The sequence below is a fragment of the Pseudomonas sp. GW456-L13 genome (assembly GCF_017350115.1).
Lineage (GTDB): Bacteria > Pseudomonadota > Gammaproteobacteria > Pseudomonadales > Pseudomonadaceae > Aquipseudomonas > Aquipseudomonas jessenii.
Genome location: NZ_JACNAS010000001.1, coordinates 3,096,723 through 3,115,096 on the forward strand (window position 1 = coordinate 3,096,723; position 18,374 = coordinate 3,115,096).

18 protein-coding genes and 1 pseudogene are annotated in these 18,374 nt (G+C 58.4%); 4 read left to right on the top strand and 15 right to left on the bottom strand.

Annotation, left to right across the window (positions count from 1 at the left end):
* Positions 1-94 precede the first annotated feature (94 nt).
* Complete coding sequence (locus J4D25_RS13915) at positions 95-2,746, top strand: AAA family ATPase (RefSeq protein WP_057712523.1); 2,652 nt, start codon at positions 95-97, stop codon at positions 2,744-2,746.
* 233 nt (positions 2,747-2,979) lie between these two features.
* Here the strand turns inward: J4D25_RS13915 and J4D25_RS13920 are convergent, their stop codons facing one another.
* Entirely contained in the window at positions 2,980-3,270 is a 291-nt protein-coding gene (locus tag J4D25_RS13920; RefSeq protein ID WP_223508440.1) for a hypothetical protein, read from the bottom strand.
* A 36-nt stretch (positions 3,271-3,306) separates the two neighbouring features.
* Positions 3,307-3,867 (bottom strand): annotated as a pseudogene (locus tag J4D25_RS13925) (YbhB/YbcL family Raf kinase inhibitor-like protein).
* 139 nt (positions 3,868-4,006) lie between these two features.
* On the opposite strand from J4D25_RS13925, the gene J4D25_RS13930 reads away from it, so the two are divergent.
* Positions 4,007-5,536 carry an FAD-dependent oxidoreductase gene (locus J4D25_RS13930; RefSeq protein ID WP_057712524.1) on the top strand — a complete coding sequence of 510 codons (1,530 nt, stop codon included), beginning with the start codon at positions 4,007-4,009 and terminating at the stop codon, positions 5,534-5,536.
* Positions 5,537-5,607: 71 nt separating this feature from the next.
* On the opposite strand, the gene J4D25_RS13935 is transcribed toward J4D25_RS13930, so the two are convergent.
* The 11 genes from J4D25_RS13935 to J4D25_RS13985 form a co-directional block, all read right to left on the bottom strand.
* A complete protein-coding gene (locus J4D25_RS13935; RefSeq protein ID WP_057712525.1) occupies positions 5,608-7,113 on the bottom strand; it encodes a YdgA family protein in 1,506 nt (501 codons plus the stop codon).
* 294 nt (positions 7,114-7,407) lie between these two features.
* Positions 7,408-8,043, bottom strand: a complete 636-nt coding sequence (locus tag J4D25_RS13940; protein ID WP_057712526.1) for a hypothetical protein — start codon at positions 8,041-8,043, stop codon at positions 7,408-7,410.
* A 94-nt stretch (positions 8,044-8,137) separates the two neighbouring features.
* The gene (locus tag J4D25_RS13945; protein ID WP_057712527.1) at positions 8,138-9,586 is read right to left on the bottom strand and encodes an efflux transporter outer membrane subunit; all 1,449 of its coding nucleotides are present in this window, start codon (positions 9,584-9,586) and stop codon (positions 8,138-8,140) included.
* Positions 9,583-10,470 (bottom strand): HlyD family secretion protein, encoded by an 888-nt coding sequence (locus tag J4D25_RS13950; protein ID WP_057712528.1) that lies wholly within the window; start codon positions 10,468-10,470, stop codon positions 9,583-9,585. The genes J4D25_RS13945 and J4D25_RS13950 overlap by 4 nt, the downstream gene beginning before the upstream one ends.
* Entirely contained in the window at positions 10,467-10,676 is a 210-nt protein-coding gene (locus tag J4D25_RS13955; RefSeq protein WP_007987399.1) for a DUF1656 domain-containing protein, read from the bottom strand. The genes J4D25_RS13950 and J4D25_RS13955 overlap by 4 nt, the downstream gene beginning before the upstream one ends.
* Positions 10,673-12,745 carry an FUSC family protein gene (locus J4D25_RS13960; protein WP_057712529.1) on the bottom strand — a complete coding sequence of 691 codons (2,073 nt, stop codon included), beginning with the start codon at positions 12,743-12,745 and terminating at the stop codon, positions 10,673-10,675. Before J4D25_RS13960 ends, J4D25_RS13955 begins: the two co-directional genes overlap by 4 nt.
* Entirely contained in the window at positions 12,742-13,170 is a 429-nt protein-coding gene (locus J4D25_RS13965) for a MarR family winged helix-turn-helix transcriptional regulator (protein WP_046040691.1), read from the bottom strand. Before J4D25_RS13965 ends, J4D25_RS13960 begins: the two co-directional genes overlap by 4 nt.
* Before the next feature lie 132 nt (positions 13,171-13,302).
* The gene (locus J4D25_RS13970) at positions 13,303-13,584 is read right to left on the bottom strand and encodes a type II toxin-antitoxin system RelE/ParE family toxin (protein ID WP_057399135.1); all 282 of its coding nucleotides are present in this window, start codon (positions 13,582-13,584) and stop codon (positions 13,303-13,305) included.
* The gene (locus J4D25_RS13975; protein ID WP_079246689.1) at positions 13,574-13,819 is read right to left on the bottom strand and encodes a type II toxin-antitoxin system Phd/YefM family antitoxin; all 246 of its coding nucleotides are present in this window, start codon (positions 13,817-13,819) and stop codon (positions 13,574-13,576) included. The genes J4D25_RS13970 and J4D25_RS13975 overlap by 11 nt, the downstream gene beginning before the upstream one ends.
* Positions 13,820-13,901: 82 nt before the next feature.
* Positions 13,902-14,147 carry a DUF2789 domain-containing protein gene (locus J4D25_RS13980; protein WP_015092958.1) on the bottom strand — a complete coding sequence of 82 codons (246 nt, stop codon included), beginning with the start codon at positions 14,145-14,147 and terminating at the stop codon, positions 13,902-13,904.
* Positions 14,148-14,277: 130 nt separating this feature from the next.
* Complete coding sequence (locus tag J4D25_RS13985; protein WP_007975646.1) at positions 14,278-14,739, bottom strand: aminoacyl-tRNA deacylase; 462 nt, start codon at positions 14,737-14,739, stop codon at positions 14,278-14,280.
* A gap of 199 nt (positions 14,740-14,938) precedes the next feature.
* Between J4D25_RS13985 and J4D25_RS13990 the strand changes: the two genes are divergently transcribed.
* Entirely contained in the window at positions 14,939-15,472 is a 534-nt protein-coding gene (locus tag J4D25_RS13990; RefSeq protein WP_057712531.1) for an NfeD family protein, read from the top strand.
* Between the two features lie 2 nt (positions 15,473-15,474).
* Positions 15,475-16,233 (top strand): slipin family protein, encoded by a 759-nt coding sequence (locus tag J4D25_RS13995; protein WP_057399130.1) that lies wholly within the window; start codon positions 15,475-15,477, stop codon positions 16,231-16,233.
* 12 nt (positions 16,234-16,245) lie between these two features.
* Here the strand turns inward: J4D25_RS13995 and cysC are convergent, their stop codons facing one another.
* Together cysC and J4D25_RS14005 are read right to left on the bottom strand one after the other, a co-directional pair.
* Positions 16,246-16,851, bottom strand: coding sequence for an adenylyl-sulfate kinase (gene cysC / locus J4D25_RS14000; protein ID WP_057712532.1), 606 nt, complete (start codon positions 16,849-16,851; stop codon positions 16,246-16,248).
* Positions 16,835-18,349 carry a TolC family protein gene (locus J4D25_RS14005; protein WP_057712533.1) on the bottom strand — a complete coding sequence of 505 codons (1,515 nt, stop codon included), beginning with the start codon at positions 18,347-18,349 and terminating at the stop codon, positions 16,835-16,837. Before J4D25_RS14005 ends, cysC begins: the two co-directional genes overlap by 17 nt.
* Positions 18,350-18,374: the final 25 nt, after the last annotated feature.

Here is an 18,374-nt window from a genome sequence, read left to right on the forward strand (position 1 = left end):
GCGTTCTTGGCTAGTCTTAAGCGGTCTCGTGACATCTAGACGGCAGACCTCGCTACGCGTAAAACCTATCAAAAAGCCACTACAGGGAATGTGCATGAACTCGTATCAAGCAATTGTGGAATGGGCGGCAAAAGACTTACCCGAATGGGAAGCAGACCTTGTTCGTCGCCTTTTACAAGACCCAGCGTTAGGTCCGGACCAGCTCAAACAAATAGCGAAGAACGCGCTTTGCGCCTTCGGGATTAACGACCAAAGCGAAAACAAGGAATGTTCGTCACCCGTATATGAACTAGACGGACTGAATACCGAGACCACCGATGATCCTATAAAACTTTGTAGTATCGACCTTGTAGAAAATATTAATGCTATTCACCCAGAAACTAAGCTACCCTTTGGGCACTCTGGGATTACATTGATATACGGAGAAAACGGCTCAGGAAAATCAGGATACAGCCGCATATTAAAAAACGCTTGCTTTGCAAAACATGTAGAACCAACCCTTCTTAGCAATATTTATAAGCCAAAAACTTCCAAGCAGTCCGCCCGCATAAGTTTTTTGAAAAATGGCAACAGGGAAGAATGGACCTGGACTCCAGGAAAAAACCATGCGGGACTAGCTTCAATTAATGTATTTGACACCGACTGCGGAAAAACCTTACTTGACAGCAATAACCGCGTGACATACAAGCCACGAGGCGCGGATATTTTTGATCATGTATCTCAAGCAATAGAAAGCGTCAAAAACACGATTCAATTAAAACTACGAGACGCGAAGAAGCCTACTATTAACGGATTGGAGGACAACACAGAAGTTCAAACTTGGATAAATCGTCTATCGGACAAAACTAACAGTGCCGACGTAAAAATCAGTCTCACCTGGAGTGAACAAGACGCAACTGATCTAGCGAGCTTAACAAGCACCATTGCCGACTACGAAAATGGTACCACCGTAAAAACCATAGCGAAATTAACAAAAATCTCAGCGGAGAGACTACCCCGAGCGATTCAAAAGTTGACCGCCGATGCAAAAATATTAACCGAAACAAAACCAGAAGAAATTACAAGCTTACAAACTTCTGAAGTCGCTGCAAAAAAAGCCTACGACCTATCCCTCTCCACCTTAGACAAGACAGATCCATTAGAGGGAGTCCACTCCGATCCTTGGAAAATTCTTTTCAACGCAGCCAGAGAATTCTCTACTTCTCATGCGTACATCAACAGCGAATTTCCGAATACTAGTGAGGACGCTTTGTGTGTTCTTTGCATGCAACCACTTGACGACCATGCAAAAGAACGTCTTGAGCGCTTCGAGCGATTCATGCAAGACAAAAGCAAAGTAACTTACGACCAAGCTTTCACCAATTTAAACTACAAAAAAGATGAAATTATCAATCTGGCTTTACCCGAGCCAGAAGCGTACGAACCTTTATGTAATGAGCTAGTGGAGATCCTAGGCTCAGACTTTGGACTGGCTGAAGCCTTTCGCACTCTGAAGACCAGACAAGATTTTTTCAAGTCAGACCAAGCTCTTAACGCACCGTATAACAAAAGCAACATTTCCGCTGAATCTATAAAAAATAATATTACGGAAAACCTTCAGAACAAGTTGAAAGAGCTTCAAGAAAATATCGCCCCCGAAAAATATGAGTTAGATAAAGAAAACCTTAAAAAGAAAGCCAATAAAAAACTTCTATCAGACGCTTCCGAAAAAATTACTAACTACATAGACAACCTTAAGCACAACAAGAATGTAGAAAGTGCCATCAACTCTCTCCGGCAGACAAAAACGCGCTTTTCTGGCAAAGCCAAATCAATAATCGCTCAACTGGTCACACCAGATTTTATTACTAATTTTAAAGCAGAGCTGGAAGAATTTGGTATCGAACTAGAAGTTGAAATAGCTCCGATCGTTAAAGATAGTGATACTTCCCACAGTTTCTCAATAGGGGCGCAAAAACCAGGAAAGGTTCTCAGTGAAGGCGAGCAAAAAGTTGTTTCGCTGGCTGCTCACCTCGCTGAAATAAAAACATTTGCAAATTCGTCACCCATCGTTTTTGATGATCCAGTTAGTTCTCTTGATCACGTATATCGCGAAAAAATTGCCTCCCGCCTATGCCAGGAAGCGTTATCTAGACAATTAATAATTTTTACCCACGATCTGGCACTTATAATGGAGATTGATGGCAAGTGCACCGAAATGGCTTTGAGTCAGAGCGCACGCCCTGCCGTTTCGTCATTTACGGTCAGAAGAAATGGAAAGGATTCTGGATTCTGCCATATAGAAGCGCCTTGGAGAGGAATGAACACAAGTAGTAGAGCGCATAATTTGGAGCAGGAATTAAATTCTTTCAAGGATCTATATGATACAGACATCTCAAATTATAACAAAAAATCTGCAATGCTCTACTGCCTATTGAGGGAGGCCTGGGAGGCTTCGATTGAGCAAGATCTTTTCTTTGATATAGTTAGCCGCGGAAGAAATAGCGTACAAACTACGAGACTAGGCCAAATCACAATCGAGCCTTCAGATGCTAGCCGAGTAACAACCAATATGTCCCTCGCTAGTAGTTGGATGTACGGCCACGATAAATCTCGGGCTCTTTCAGAGAACAGGCCAACGCCAGCAGAGATAAAAATTCATATTAACGAGTTGAGAACATTTGCTAGCGACATTGCTACTCGTAGGAAAGCTGCCGAAAAAGCATTCAAAGCCCAGACCCAGGCGCCCGTCAGCACCTTCGGATAAAGGGTGAGCAGCACGCCGATGCAGGGAGTCCCTGCTTCGGCGTATCCCTTCGTGTATCCCCAACATCGTACGCAAATTAAAAAACTTTAAAATTCATATACGGAAACGAGAAAGCCTCAGACCTGATGGGTCGGGGGTCTTTTTGTGTGCGTTTTCATCAAAGATCTTGAGCTGCAGTTGTTCGGTTTACCCGAACAACTGCCAATGACAAAAAACCGCCGAAGCGGTTTTTTTCATTCTGTAGTCCAGTCGAACTCGTCGTACTCATCATCGTCCTCGTCGTCCTCGAAAAACTCCTCTTCAAGGTCGTCGTCTTCAACAACATCCTCTTCCGGCTGATTCAGCAGAAAATCCTTGCGACTCTCGGTAATCGCTCGCCGCAGTTCTTCACCCTTTTGCGGGCAGTTGAGCATTTGGGCGATGCGGTCGATTTTTTTTGCCACGGCATCCTCCAACGCATCGGCTATAGCGCTGATAGTGCGCGCTTTCGGGGGTGGATGCCAAATCCCCGGAATGCCGCGCACTTCAGTTTTCTGCAAATCCGCTGGGGCGATCAGCCCTTAGCGGTGATAGCGCCGCACCACGCTGCTGTTTTTCAGGACGTGGCCTTTGATTTTTTCCAGCAACTGCGCACGGGTCAGGCCGGCGGGCAAGGCGTCCGGGGGCAGGTCCAGGGCGTAGATCTGGATGATGTAGTGGTGCGCGTTGTCGCCAACGGGCGGGCAAGGGCCGACATAGCCGGTGGTTGCCTTGCTGTTGGTACCGGCGACGCCCTCGAGGCCGGGTTTGCTCCCGGCACCGGCCGGGATCTGGTGGGTGCCGGCCTTGATGCCGTAATGCACCCACTGATCGATGCCCTAGCCCTGCTGGCCGTCAGGGTCGTGCATGACGATGGCGTAGCTTTGGGTGGCTGCCGGGCCGGTGTTCCAGTTCAATGCCGGGGAAATGTTATGCCCGCCACAGCCCGCGGAGTCGCTGGCGGCGGCCGACGTGAACAGGCGGTCATCGGAGACTCCAGGAATGTTCAGGGTGAAACGTTCCTGGGCCTGCGCCGGGAACTGCACGCAAAGGGCGACTGCCAAGGCCGCGAGCCAAGGGTTCATTGAGGTCAATCGGGGCATACCGGAGCACCTTGTACGTGTTGGGCCGTCGTCGGCGTGCAAACTATAGCCGGACCGTTCACGCCGTGGCAGGGGCAATTGGCTGAACCTCGCGATAAGTACCAGACTCATAAGTGAAACGTCTGTCTGGAGAGCAATCATGACTCTGCATCGCGTTGCGCGTGTCGCCAATGTGCCCGAAGACCGGGGTCTGGAAGTGCAGGTCCAGGACAGCAAGATTCTGCTGTTGCGGGCCGGCGAACAACTGCGCGCTTATCAGGCCGAATGCCCGCATGCCGGAGCCCCGCTGGCGGACGGCGCGATATGCCACGGGCGCCTGACGTGCCCATGGCACAAGGCGCAGTTTCGGGTCGAGGATGGCGGGCTGTGCGAACCCCCAGCCCTGGACAGCCTCAAGCGCTATCCCCTTGAAGTCCGTGACGGCGACATCTGGGTCGGCGACCAGCCGATGCCGGACGCCCACGCGCCACCGGCCGACGATCCACGAACCTTCATCATTGTCGGCGCCGGCGCGGCAGGCACGGCGGCGGCAGCATGTTTACGCGAGAAAGGTTTCGGCGGCCGGTTACTGTTGATCGACCGCGAAGCCGATGCCGGATACGACCGCACGGCGCTAAGCAAATACGTGATCGCCGGGGAGATGCCGCTGCACGAAGTCCCGCCGCTACGCGATGAGGATTTTTACCGCGAGCAGCGGATCGAGCGCCTGCGAGGCGAAGTGGCAAGCCTGGACGCGCAAAACCGGACGCTGCGGCTGACTGACGGCCAATCACTGACATACGACGCCGCGCTGCTGGCCACCGGCGGCGTGCCCAACCCGCTGACGCTGCCCGGCGCCGACCTGCCGCAAGTGTTCGTCCTGCGCTCCAAAGCCCATGCGCAGCAGATTCTGGACAGCGCCAGCGCCGGCCAGCGGGTGGTGATCATCGGCGACAGCTTTATTGCCATGGAATCCGCCTCGTCCCTGCGCCAGCTTGGCCTGCACGTGACCGTATTGGCCCGCCACGAGGTGCCGCTTGCCAAACAGTTCGGCGACACGGTCGGCAAGGCCATTCGCGCACGACATGAAGCCCATGGCGTCGTGTTTCATACCCAGGGCAATGCGGTACAGATCGAAGGGACGGACAAGGTCGAAGCCGTGCGCCTGGACAACGACCAACGCCTGGCGGCCGATCTGGTGCTGGTCGGCATCGGCGTGACGCCAGCCACGGCGGCCTTTACCGGGTTACCGAAGGAGCAGGATCACTCGCTGCATGTCGATGGCGCAATGCGCGTGGCCGACGGCCTCTGGGCGGCTGGCGATATCGCAACGTTCCCGCTGAACAACCAATACCTGCGCATCGAACACTGGCGACTGGCCCAACAACAGGCGCGGATCGCCGCGGCCAATATGCTGGGCGGTGACGAGCATTACCTCGACGTGCCGTTTTTCTGGACCTGGCATTTCGGTAAAACCTATGACTACCTCGGCCACTCCGAGGCCTGGGACGAAGTCGAGTTCAAGGGCGACCCTTACAACCCGCCGTTCATAGGCCTGTTCGGAAAAAACGGCGTGGTGTCGGCGGCGGTAGCCTGCGAGATGGACCGGGCAATGGCGATGCTCGCCGAACGGATGAAACAACCGCTGCCATGGGAAGAGGCATGGCGCCTGATCCGTGACGTTCCCTAGAGATGCCAGACAGCAAAACGCCCGGCGCCTGCGCGATGCAGAGGCCGGGCGTTGCAGGGTAAACGGCGCCGTTATTCGGTGGCGCCAGCATCCGCAAACTTGCTCATCACAAAACCGGCAAACTCTTCGACGGTCATTTTCTGGCCGTTGAAGTCCACCTGATTGTTGGCGTAACGCAGGTTGGTGACGATGTTATTGCCGTCCAGTTTTGCCAGTTGGCTGCCGACCGCCATGCTGCTGAACATGTCCGCGGTGGCGGTGGCCTGATCGGCAATCAGCTTGGCGTCGGTCTGACCGTCGATTTGCGATTGCACGGTGAGCACATCGATCAGCATGGGTTTGGACACTTGCAGCTTGAAGTCCAGCAGCGCGATCAGCTGTCTGACCAACTGATCGGTCGGCAGATCGATAGCTTGTGGCTTGGTCAGGTCGAGCACCATGTTGGCGCGGCTCTCACCATTGGCGGTGTTGAACGACAGGTTTTCCAGGGCCACTTGTGGTCCGGCCGCCAGCAGTTTTTCCAGGCTGGACTTGAGCAGCGCCTCTTCGGCTTCGGTCAGTTTCAGCTCCGGTGCCGGCAGACCGGCCGCCGTTGCTTCGGCCACCGCCCTTTCATACGGCTGCAGTTTGCTCTGGTAAATCTGCATCAACGACAGGGTCGCCGGAATGTCGAGGTTCTTCAAGCTCATGGCCAGCGAACCGGAACCAATGGTCTTGCCGTTCAGGGACACTTCGCCAACCTTGTAATCGGCACGCCCTGAGGCGTTGCTGCCCTTTTCTTCAGTCAGGTTCTTCATTTCGAATTTCTTGAAGTCCAGCACCGACTGCTTGACGCCAAAAGTCGATTTGCCGCTGACCAGTTCAACGACGTTTTCGCCGGTGTAGAAACCGTAGGTACTTTTTGTCAGGTTGCTGGCCAGGGTCAGGCCATTGAATTCAACCTGCACCGGCGTCTGGTCTTCGGACACGGTGGTCACCTTCAGGCTGTCCATGTAGCCGTTGGCCTTGACCTTCTGCGCCTTGGCGCTGGCGTCGACGTCCATTTTCAAGCCGGAGAACTTCATGCTCGACTTGTCATCCAGTGCCATTTCCAGCGGCTGCAACTCGAAGGTGCCATTGGTAGCGTTGTCATAGCCGATATTGACCACGCCGGTCAGCGGGGACTTGTCCTTGGCGGCGGCAAACCACTTCTCGGTGAACGGGGTCTTTTCCAGCTCGTAGTGACTGGTCGCCAGGACCGGCAGCCACTTGAGCGACATCAGGCGCGAGAATGGCAACGGGCCGTGTTCGATGTGATCGACAAACAGCAACTCGACCGGCGCTTCGCCGAACATTTCGCCTTCGCCCTTGAGGCGATAGTGCGCGGTGCTGCTGAACACATGACGCTCCAGCGACACCAGCTCCAGCGACGCCGTGCCGTTGGAACCAACCATCGCCGCCTGCAGTTCCTTGTTGGCATCGGCTATCGAGGTGTTCAGCACACCTTCGATCCTGGTGCTGGTGAACCAGGCCCCGCCTGCGCTGATGGCACCGATTGCGACAACAATTCCCAGTAGCACGCCTGCTGATTTATTCATGTATGACCCGTTCAGTGTCCGTTGTTGAAAGTGAGGTCGTCTTCCCTGAACCCATGACGGGTTGCGGCTCGACTGTGCTGAAAGTGGAAAGCAGATTAGCACCAGGGGCGACGAACGGCCCAATGATTAAAGGTGAAAGAGTGTCTTGGGGGGGACGCAGGATTCGAGATCTTCGCAATCCATTCGATCGCTATCGTCGGAACGCCGCCCGGAGCAAGCTCGCTCCCACAGGGATCACGCTATACCTGTGGGAGCGGGCTTGCCCGCGATGGCGGCATAACAGCCACCACAAAATCAGGAATACTGGACTTCAATCTCATCCAGCTGATGATCAAAGCTTTTGAGCCGCGCAGTCCAGGTGTACACCAGCACTTCGAAGTCACGGTTGATCACCGCCCCGCCCGTCACTTCCGCGCGCGGGTCGCAGACGTCCAGTTGATAGCGTTCGCGGGCCATGGCCGTGGCGACATCGGCCAGTTCGCGGGCATTGCTGAGCCAGTGCCGGCCGTCGTCAGCTACCTGCCGGTCCAGCGCCAGGCACTGTTTTTTCAGGCTCTCGAGGCTTTTTTCCAGCGGCGTGCCGGTCAATTCGCCCATGACTTCCTGAAAGGTGCGCCCCGGTTGCCAGTAACTGCCCCAGAAATAGCGGTCGAACACCGTTTCGACACGACGCAACGCCACCTTGGTGTCCCAGATCAGGACCAGGGTCTTGCCCTGTTCGAGTTGTCTTTTCTTGATGCGTTGATTCTGGACCGAGGCCCAGGCCACCACAGCAATGGACATCACGGCAATCAGCGCGGCGGCACTGTCGAGGAACGCCATAGCCTTGTCGATCTGGTGGGCCAGCATGATGCCGTAGAAATAGGTGGCCGACAGCAGCACCAACGCCACGATGGCGCACCAGAAGCCGAGAGCATAAGGGTTTTTCATTATTGGTTTCCCCCTGACCTGCGCGAGCCTTGTGCGAAGAAAGGGCGCTTTTGCACCGGGCGCCCCTCCAACACTTCAAAGCATAGCAACGGCCTCAGGGTTTGCCGGAGTTCGACGCTTGCGTTCGTCCGCTTTCCCAACCGCCGCCCAAGGCGAGGAACAAATCGATCTGGCTGGCGGCAACCTGGGTGTTAGCGGCCGCCAGCTGCGCCGTGACGTCGATGTAGGTGCGGGTGGCTTGCAGGTCGGCCAGGAACGAGGCGCGGCCGGCCTGGAAGAAGCGGTGGGTCTGGTCGGCCGCCAGTTTTGCCGATTGCTCGGCATCGGCCAGTGCATCGCGGCGTTGCAGCAATGCCGTGTACTGGGCAAGACCGGTCTGGGTCTCGCGAATGGCGTTGAGCACCACCCCGTCGAAATGCGCCAGTGTCGCCTGGGTCACCGCTTCGGCTTCGCGGATGCGCGCCCGGGCGCCGTTGGTCGGCACGTTCCAGGTCAGCGACGGACCGAAGCCCCAGCGGTTGGTAGACGGGTCGCCGAGATCGTCCAGGATACCGACGGTACCGATGGTCGCGCCGATGCTGATGTTCGGGTACAGCTCGCCCGTGGCGACGCCGATACCGGCCGTCGCGGCCGCCAGCCGACGCTCGGCCTGCCGCACATCGGGACGACGCTTGAGCAACGCGGCGCCATCGCCCACCGGTACCAGTTGCGCGATTTTTGGCAGCTCGTCGCAGGTGGCGGTGCCGGCCGGCAGTTGGTCCACCGGCTTGGCCAGCAACATCGACAGGCGGTACAGCCCGGCCTGGCGCGACGCTTCATAGCGCGGCATGTCGGCGCGCAGGGATTTGAATTGGGTCTGCGAGCGGGTGACCTGGGTTTCGTCGCCACGCCCGGCATCGCGCAAGCGCTGGATCAGCGTGGTGCTCTGGGCTTGCAGGTCGAGGGAATGCTGGGCGATTTCCCGCTCTTCATTGGCTGCACACACCTGGGTGTAGGCGCGAACCACGTCGGCCACCACGGTGATGCGTGCAGTATCGGCAGCTGCCTGTGTCGCATCGGCATTGGCCTTGGCCGCTTCGATACCGCGTTGCAAGGTGCCGAACAGGTCGAACTGGTACGACGCGCTGATGCCGATATCGCCGATGTTGGCCACTGGCACTTTTTCCGGTATCAAGAACGCTTGGCCAGACTCCTGCAAGCGCTGGGCGCCCATCTGCACGCCGCCGCTCCAGCCGCCCGCCGCTTCGGCCTCATCAACCTGCGCACGAGACCGCGACAGGCTGGCCGCCGCCACACGCAAATCGGTGTTGGAGGCCATGGCCTGCTGCACCAACTGGTCGAGTCGCGGGTCCTCGTACAGGCGCCACCAATCGGCCGGCACCGGCGCGGACACCACCGTTTTACCGTCGACTGCCAGATCGCCCTGGAAGTCTGGACGATGGACAGCCGCCTCTTCGGGCAGATGATAATCCGGCCCGACCACCTGACACGCCGACAGCAGCAAACCTAATCCGGTGACCGCCAAACCCGAGGCCTTGCTCATTGCGCCGGCTCCAGTTGCTGATCGTCGATGATCGATACCGTGGCGGTGCGCCCGGCGATCATGCGGAAATCATCCGGCACGTCATCGAAGGCGATCCGCACCGGAATCCGCTGGGCCAGCCGCACCCAGCTGAAGGCCGGGTTGACGTTGGGCAGCAGGTTATTGCCGCTGGTGCGGTCGCGGTCTTCGATACCAGCGACGATGCTCTCCACATGCCCGCGCAGGCGCGCATTGTCGCCGATCACCCGGATGTCGACGCTCTGCCCGATATGAATGCCGTTCAGTTTGGTTTCTTCGAAATAGCCGTCGATGTGGAACGAGTTGCTGTCGACCACCGACAACACGGGCCGCCCGGCGCTGACGAACTCCTGGGGCCGTGGCGCGCGGTCGTTGACGTAGCCGTCCACCGGGCTGCGGATCACCGAGCGGTCGAGGTTGAGCTGCGCGCTGTCCACCGCCACCTGGGCTTCCATCAACGCCACTTGGGCACGAGCCACTTTCGATTGGCTTTCTTCCAGCTGCTCACCCGGCACCAGGTTGCCAAGACCCTTGTTCCGCTTGGCCTCGCGCTGGGCCTGGGCCAGGTTTTCTTCACGGTCGGCGACTGCCGCTTTCGCCTGGCGCAGGGCCAGCTTGAAGCGGTCCGGATCGATGCTGAACAGCACCTGGCCGCGCTTGACCAACTGGTTGTCGCGCACCTCCACTTGCTGGATCAGCCCGGAGACATCCGGCGCGATTTGCACGATGTCGGCGCGGATGTGCCCATCGCGGGTCCAGGGCGCGAACATGTAATACATCACCATGCGCCAGACCACGACCACGGCGAAGCTCACGATCAGCAGGGTCAACACCACGCGACCCAGGGTTAGAAACGGTTTTTTCATGTCATCAGGTATCGACTGAGTGAGTCCACGGCGCCAAGCAGCAAGGCGTAGAGGGCCACGTTGAACAATGCCCGGTGCCAGACCAGACGGTAAAAGTGCAGGCGCGTCAGCACCCCGTGCACCAACAGGTACAACACATACGTAATGCCCATCAGCACCAGCAGCGTGGGCAGGAATACCCCGCTCAGATCCAGGTCACCGATCATAAGGGCGCTCCATCAATGCCATGGGGAAGCGGTTCTTCGGGCTCGGCGGAACCGACGAATTCGACGCCGGGCAACAGTGCCAGGCGCAGGCCGCTCAGGGCGTGCAGCAGATGCCGACGGGTTTCATCATCGCCGGCACCGCTGAGGGCGCGACGCGTGCGGTCGAGGGTCATCAGCAACGGGCTCGGTGCCTGCAAGCGCTCACCGGCCTTGAGACAGGCCTTGAAGTACTCGCCAACCTCGGCCACCACCTGGCGCAGCAGCACCTGCGGCACACCAAGGACCCGCGGCGTATAAGCGAGCAGGTCCAACAGATTCAGCGCCACCCGCACTTCCCGCAGCGCCACGCCGGAGTCCTGGCCGGTCATGGCCAGGCGCGGCAGGTGCTGCATCAGTCGATCGAGCATCCGTATGCCCAGAAGCCGATGCTCAGACAACGTGGCCGGCTCGGAGAGGCCGACAATGTCACGCCAGCTGAAACGGGTCAGGCGCTTGGCTGCCAGTTCGGCACCGAACGGCCGGGCGATCAGGGTCCAGATGAACGCGAACAGCAACCCCATGGGGCCGGCCAGGTTGGAGTTGGCGAAGCTGAGGAAGTCCGCGTCGTAAGCGCCCTGAATGCTGATGAAGGACGAGGTGTTGACCAGGGTCAGCAGCATGCCCAGGTAAAATTGCGGCTTGACCGTCAGGGTGCCGACACAAATGAACGGCACGGCAAACGCCAGTACCAGCATCGGAAAGTCATGCAGGTTGGGCAGCACCAGAAACAGATAAAGGCTGGCGAACACCACCGACATCGCCGTCCAGAAAAAGAACCGGTAAATCTGCGGCGCGGGGTCGTCCATCGAGGCAAAGAAACTACACGCCACCGCCGCCAGGATCACTGCGCTGCCGCCATCGGTCCAGCCGAGCAGAATCCACAGCACCGAAGCGACGATTATCGCGGTGACGGTGGAAGCAGCGGAATAAAACATCAGGCCGCGATCCAGAAACGGGGACAGTCGCCCCAGCCGCCAATGCCGATACACCGCGCGCCAATTGTCCTGGCTTTCGCACTGGATGGCGTATTGCAGGCTGCGGCAGTCCTGCCACAAATCGATCCACTCGCCGAGACGGTAAATCGCGTTGGAGAACAGCAGTTGCTTGCGGTCGTCCAGCGCTTCGGGAGCCGGTTGCAGGGCCTCGAGTTTATCCTTCAGTGCCTGCCAGCGGGCGAGGTCGGCATCCTTGTGCTCGAGCCACTCGGTGGTGGCCGTCAGCAATGGCGCGAACTTGTCCACAAGCTCGGGGGTGCGCCGTTCCAGGGCGTAAAGCGCATCGTCGAGGGCATCGATCACTGGCAGCAGGTGAATCATCCGTCCGCGCAATTCCTTGGTGTTGCGCACCGTCTGCGGACGCGAGCCTTCGTGGGGCAACTGGCCGATCATCAACTCCAGGGAGTTGAAGGTAGCGACCATCGATGCCCGCAACGCGCTGACCTCTTCAGGCTGCACGTTACGGCTGAGGAAGCGCAGGCTGTAGGTCGATGCATCGGTAAACCATTTGCTCACCGAATCATTGAACACCGGCGCCAGGCGCCGGGGCCAGAACATGGCGCCCACTACCGCCGCCACGGCGATGCCCAGAAAGATTTCTTCGGTCCGCGCTTCGGCCACGTCCCACACCCCCAGCGGGTTGTTCACCACCGGCAGGGCGATCAGCGGCAAGGTGTAACCGGCGAGCATCAAGGCGTAGTTGTTGGCCGTGCGCAAATGCAGGGACAGAAACAGCAGCGTCCCGGTCCACAGCGCAATCACCACCACCAGCACGTAGGGGCTCTGCACGAACATCGGCACGAACAAAACCGCCGCAGCAGCGCCGATAAAGGTGCCGACCGCCCGGTACAGCGCCTTGGAACTGGTAGGACCGAGAAACGGACTGGAAACGATGTACACCGTAGCCATCGCCCAATACGGACGCGGCATTTGCATGAGCAGGGCGATGTACAGTGCGATCATCGATGCGGCGAAGGTGCGGACTCCGTAGAACCAGTCCCGCGCCGGGGGCATGCCAGAGAAAAATCCGCTCAAGAGTTGGCCACCGATGGCGGCGTGGCCGCTTCAAATGCTCTCAGTACCCGCAGCGTAGCTTCCAGATCACTCTGGTCAATGCCTTCAAGGACTTCGTGGCGCAAGCGCACCAGTTCCACTTCGACCGCCTGCACCAGCTCCCGACCGGTTTCGGTCAGGCTCAGGCATTTGGCGCGGCGGTCCTGTGCATCTTCGGTGCGGCAGACGTAGCCGCCATGGCACAACTGATCGAGCAGGCGCACCAGCGACGGGCTCTCCATCCCTGCTGCCTGGGCCACCGTCACCTGGCGCACACCCTCGCCCAGCCGCCCGATCATCAACAACGGAACGGCGCAGGCTTCGGAGATTCCATAGTTGGCCAGCGTGGTCTGGCAGATTTTGCGCCAGTGCCTGGCGGCCACCACCATGGCGCTGCTGATGTTCATCTGGAGAATGGCAAGGTTATTCGGCACGAGGGAAAATACACACTGTTAGTTTGCTAACTATCAATATCGCATTGGAGGGGATTTTCCGTCAAGTTTTGAAACAATTACGTAACAGCGACCTGCCGAGAACCATCAACGTTTCCTGGCACGCTCGTACACTTCACTCCGTTCCCGCTTTCCTACTGCAACGACAGAAACGACAACGCGCTCATCTATCACCTCGTAGACGAGTCGGTAGCCAGATGACTTCAATTTGATTTTGTAGCAGTCGGGCATGCCATGGAGTGAGTCAGACGGGATTCGAGGCATTTCGAGTCGTTCGGCCAACTTCTTTTTGAATTGCTCACGCAACGTATGCCCCAGCTTGTCCCACTCTTTGCGTGCAGATGGCAGAAACTCGAGCTTATAGGTCATCCAGCGTTACCGGAATTGGCGTTTCATGACGACGAGAACGCACGATTTCCGCCAACTCCAAATCGTCGAGACGCTCCACCATGGCCTCGAAAACATCTGCCGGGACCATGTAGCCCATGACACGATTGTGATTGAGCACTGCGACGGGCCCTCCATGGGCGCCATTCAAAACGGCAGAGGGGTTTTTCTTCAGTTCAGACACGCTGACAGCCATATCAGCCAAAACACTTTGCATAATTAAGACCTCAAATAAGGTCTTAATTCTGGTCAATTATTGTGATCAGAGCAACCTCGGCGGACCGCCGCCTATCAGTTATTTACACCCCCCGCCCCTTCCTCAACATCACATCCAGTTGATCCACCACCTCGGCCCAATCCGCGTCATCGAGAATCTCCTCCCGCAGAAGTTCCGCCTGGCTCGGGCTCCAGAAAAACGCATCCGCAAGGTGCAGCTCCGGTTTGAGCGGTGAATGGGTGGCGATGAATTTATCGATGCTTTCGGCGTCGTCCGGCAGGCCGAGTTGTTTGAACAGGGATGGAAGGTTGTGGGTCGGGCTTTCCATGTCGAACTCCTGGGGACCAATTCAAGGACCGCTGCGCGGTCATCGCGAGCAAGCTCGCTCCCACAGGTTAATCGCAGTTCCTGTGGGAGCGGGCTTGCCCGTGATGACGTCAGCATTGACGAAACAAAACTCAATGACTCAATTCCCGCACCTCGGCATGCGGCACCATTTTCAGAAACTCGGGCATGTCCATGCGCACCAGGTTGACGTGGTTTCCAGCCTCCAGATAGATGTCTTTTTGCCGGGTCAGCAGCGGATCGATGACCACCTCCAACCCATAGGACTCACCCAGCGCCGGTACTGCACCGCGCTCGCAATCATCGAACAGGTGCGCGAGGTTGCTTTCGCGGGAAACCTGCCACTCACCGCTGCTGCGGACTTTGCTCAGGTCAAGGTGGCGGCTGGCGGGCAGCACGGCCATCAGGTAATGCCCATGGTGATCGTCGAGGATCACCGATTTGGCCACCCGTTCGGCAGGAATACCTGCGACCCGCGCCGTTTCAAGGCTGCTGGCCGAGTGTGGGTGGCTGACGATGTCATATTCGCATTGAGCCTTTTCCAGGCTTCGCTGCACGGTTCTTGCCATACGCATGATGCACCTCGGTGTCCGCCATGATCGCTTGCGGACGATGATTAAAGCTTGGCTTGCGTAGTAAAAGTCTAGGCCCGTCAGCGCGTTCCGGTGGGAAATCCGCTCATCGGCTGCCGACGGTAATTGAGCAAAATTCATACCGGCCGAGGCTCAACTAAACTGTATTCAGAGCCACTCCACGACTCTCCCGGAGGGTCAAGTGAACATGCGGTGCTGTGCAGTTGCGTTGCTATTGGCGTTGAGCGGATCGGCCTGCGCCACCGACACAGTTGTGTTGCTGGTGCCCAACCCCATCGGGATCTGGCTGATCACCTTCGGCCTAGCGTTCCTGATCGCCGAGGCGGCCCTGCCCAATTACGGCGTGATCGGCCTGGGCGGCATCGTGATGTTCGTGATCGGCGCGGTGATCCTGTCCAATACCGAAGTGCCCGTGCCGTTGATGATCGGCCTGGGACTGGTCAGCGCGCTGTTGCTGATCTACCTGGTGATTCACGCCATGAAGACACGACCGCGCGACATCGTCAGCGGTGATGCCGGGCTGCTCGGCAGCGTGACGGCGGTGACGTCATTGCAGACCGGTAACGCCTATGGCGGCTGGATTCATCTGCAAGGAGAACGATGGCAAGTGCTTAGCGCGACGCCGCTGCAACCCGGGCAGCGGGTGCGGGTGGTGGGGCGCAAGGGTTTGCTGCTGCAAGTGGCCGCGGCTGACGCGGCACCGGGCGGAGAATAGTCATGGGTTTGCAATTGGGTCTTGTCGCGCTGCTATTGTTGATCATCGCACTGGCAGGGGCGACGTTCCGCATCCTGCGCGAATACGAGCGCGGCGTGGTGTTCCAGCTCGGGCGCTTCTGGCAGGTCAAGGGCCCTGGCCTGATCCTGCTGATTCCGGTTGTTCAGCAAATGGTAAGGGTCGATTTGCGCACCGTGGTGCTGGACGTGCCGCCGCAAGACGTGATCACCCGCGACAACGTGTCAGTCAAGGTCAACGCAGTGCTGTATTTCCGCGTGCTCGATCCGCAAAAGGCGATCATCCAGGTCGAAGACTTTCTGATGGCCACCAGCCAATTGGCGCAAACCACGCTGCGGGCGGTGCTGGGTAAACACGAACTGGACGAACTGCTGGCCGAACGCGAACGCTTGAACCTGGACATCCAGCAAGTGCTCGACGCCCAGACCGACGCCTGGGGCATCAAAGTCGCCAACGTCGAGATCAAGCACGTGGACCTCAACGAATCGATGATCCGCGCCATCGCCAAGCAGGCCGAAGCCGAACGGGAACGGCGAGCCAAGGTGATCCACGCCGAAGGCGAATTGCAGGCCTCGGAAAAACTCATGCAAGCCGCCGAAATGCTGGGCCGTCAACCGGGGGCCATGCAGCTGCGCTACATGCAGACCCTGAGTTCGATTGCCGGCGACAAGAGCTCGACCATCGTCTTTCCACTGCCGATCGAGTTGCTCAAGGGCATGGCGGACTTGTCGTCGAAACCTTGAACACCAACCGGTTCAAGGTCGGGGCAGCACCGCGGATTCACCGAGCCAGGTCAACAGTCGATCAAGACAGGCCTCCACAGACTGTATCCCGGTGTCGAGCACCAGCGCCGCATCGACCGGTGCCTGATACGGTGCGGACACCCCGGTAAACCCGGTCAATTCGCCGCGTCGGGCGCGGGCATAGTGACCTTTTGGATCACGTTGCTCGCACACCGCCAGGGTCGCACTGCACCAGACTTCGCGATAATCGTCACCGAGCCGCCGGGCGAACACATCGCGCAACTCCACCAGGGGCGCGATCATCGCCAGGATCACGATTTGTCCGTTCTCCACCAGCAACGATGCCAGTTCGCTGGCGCGACGGATGTTCTCCTGACGATCGCTGTCGCTGAAGCCCAGATCTCGATTGAGCCCCACCCGCAGCCCGTCACCATCGAGCACCACGCTCTGCAGTCCGCGAGCAAACAACTCGGCATGCAGCGCTTGCGCAAGGGTCGACTTGCCCGCCGCCGGCAGGCCGGTCAGCAGTATCGCCGCGCCGCGATGACCGTTGCGCCGCTCCCGCTGAGCTCGGCTGATGCTGGCGGTCGGGGCCTTCACATCAACGTGCTGGGGCATGGGTCACCGGCACCGTAATATCACCTGCCGCCCAGGCTGCTTCACGATTGGCCAGGGCCGTGGCGATGGACTGGACCTGTGTCGATTGCACCTGATCCGGCAACGGATCGAGGCCGGCGCTGGCGAAAATTTGCCCGTAGGCATTGCGCAGGTCGGCGTAGGACAGGTCGCGACGCAGATCGGCCTGCAAGGTATTGAGTTCGCCCTGGATCAGATCCAGTTCACCGATGCCATCCGCCTGGTGGCGGTTGCGCAACTGACCTACGATTTGCCCGTCGATGTCCGACAATTGCTGGTTGGTCTTGAACTGGCGCAAGGCCTCGCGGTAGTTGGCATTGGCCACATACAACTGCGCCAGCACCGCAATCGACATCGCCTGACGGCGCGCGGTGGCGACTTCCTCACCGGCCTTGGCCACGTCGATCGCCGCAGGCGCCGAGATCACATTGAACAGGTTCCAGGTGACCTTGACGCCGTAATCGGCCCAGCCCTGCTCCACCAGGAACGAGTTGCTGTCGTAATGTCCGCCAGCGGAGAACTCCAGGCCCGGCAGCAGGCGCAACATGGCTTTGCGGGTCTCGGCAGCGCTGATGCGGGTCTGATAATCCTGTTCGCGCAGTTCCGGTCGGCTGGTCAGGGCTTCCTGTTCAAGACTGGCCAGATCGACCTTGAGTTCGGGAATCTCATAACCGTTATCGGTCGCCAGGGTCAGCTCCGTGCCCATCGGCAGGTTGATCAGAGTCGCCAGTTCGGTCTTCGCCAGTGACAACGCACGGCGTTGCTCTTCCAGTTGGCGGGTCGCTTCGATCAGCGAGCGTTGATAACCGAGGGCTTGCACCGGATCGCCAATGCGTTGCTGGCTCATGCTCTGGCTGTCGTTGCGCGCGGTTTCCACCCGTGCCATCAGGCTGTCGATCTGCGTGAGCAGGCGTTCGGCGGCCATCGCCCGCCAATACGCCGAGCGTACGTCCTGGACGATGGTGTTGATCACCTTGCGTCGGCGCTCCTGAACGATCAGGCGCTGGTCGCCCTGCTGCTTTGCACTGATGTAACTGACACCGAAATCGAGCACGTTCCAGACCATCGTCAGGTCCGCTACATCACGGTCGCGGTCCTGGGAGGTCGAAGGCTCCAGGGACTGCGTGCCGGTCCGCACGCTCTGGCTACTGGAGGCGTTGACGTTGTTGCGGCCCACGTATCCGGCGTCCAGCGCCATGCGCGGCAGCATGTCGAAACTGGCGAGGTCGAGCTGACGCTTGGCCAGGGCCTCCTCCATGATTTTCAACCGGCCTTCGAGGTTGTACTTCACCGCACGGGCCATGGCCTGGTGCAGGGTCAATGGGCCGCCAAGAGGTTCCTGCCCCTTGTACATGCTTTGCAGGTCACTTTTGGCCCGCTGCTCACTGACACTGCGTTCGATCGGCTCACTGGTGACTGCGCATCCGCTGATCGCCAGTGCCAGCAGGCTGGCGCCGAATAACTTATGACTTCTATTCATCCTTGCATCGCCCCTGGGTACCGCA

Coding starts and splice junctions, on each gene's coding strand:
- J4D25_RS13995 (WP_057399130.1), top strand. CDS start 15,475: ATGGGTTTGCAATTGGGTCTTGTCGCGCTGCTATTGTTGATCATCGCA.
- cysC (WP_057712532.1), bottom strand. CDS start 16,851: ATGCCCCAGCACGTTGATGTGAAGGCCCCGACCGCCAGCATCAGCCGA.
- J4D25_RS13975 (WP_079246689.1), bottom strand. CDS start 13,819: ATGCAAAGTGTTTTGGCTGATATGGCTGTCAGCGTGTCTGAACTGAAG.
- J4D25_RS13980 (WP_015092958.1), bottom strand. CDS start 14,147: ATGGAAAGCCCGACCCACAACCTTCCATCCCTGTTCAAACAACTCGGC.
- J4D25_RS13915 (WP_057712523.1), top strand. CDS start 95: ATGAACTCGTATCAAGCAATTGTGGAATGGGCGGCAAAAGACTTACCC.
- J4D25_RS13965 (WP_046040691.1), bottom strand. CDS start 13,170: ATGAACATCAGCAGCGCCATGGTGGTGGCCGCCAGGCACTGGCGCAAA.
- J4D25_RS13945 (WP_057712527.1), bottom strand. CDS start 9,586: ATGAGCAAGGCCTCGGGTTTGGCGGTCACCGGATTAGGTTTGCTGCTG.
- J4D25_RS13950 (WP_057712528.1), bottom strand. CDS start 10,470: ATGAAAAAACCGTTTCTAACCCTGGGTCGCGTGGTGTTGACCCTGCTG.
- J4D25_RS14005 (WP_057712533.1), bottom strand. CDS start 18,349: ATGAATAGAAGTCATAAGTTATTCGGCGCCAGCCTGCTGGCACTGGCG.
- J4D25_RS13955 (WP_007987399.1), bottom strand. CDS start 10,676: ATGATCGGTGACCTGGATCTGAGCGGGGTATTCCTGCCCACGCTGCTG.
- J4D25_RS13935 (WP_057712525.1), bottom strand. CDS start 7,113: ATGAATAAATCAGCAGGCGTGCTACTGGGAATTGTTGTCGCAATCGGT.
- J4D25_RS13930 (WP_057712524.1), top strand. CDS start 4,007: ATGACTCTGCATCGCGTTGCGCGTGTCGCCAATGTGCCCGAAGACCGG.
- J4D25_RS13940 (WP_057712526.1), bottom strand. CDS start 8,043: ATGAAAAACCCTTATGCTCTCGGCTTCTGGTGCGCCATCGTGGCGTTG.
- J4D25_RS13985 (WP_007975646.1), bottom strand. CDS start 14,739: ATGCGTATGGCAAGAACCGTGCAGCGAAGCCTGGAAAAGGCTCAATGC.
- J4D25_RS13970 (WP_057399135.1), bottom strand. CDS start 13,584: ATGACCTATAAGCTCGAGTTTCTGCCATCTGCACGCAAAGAGTGGGAC.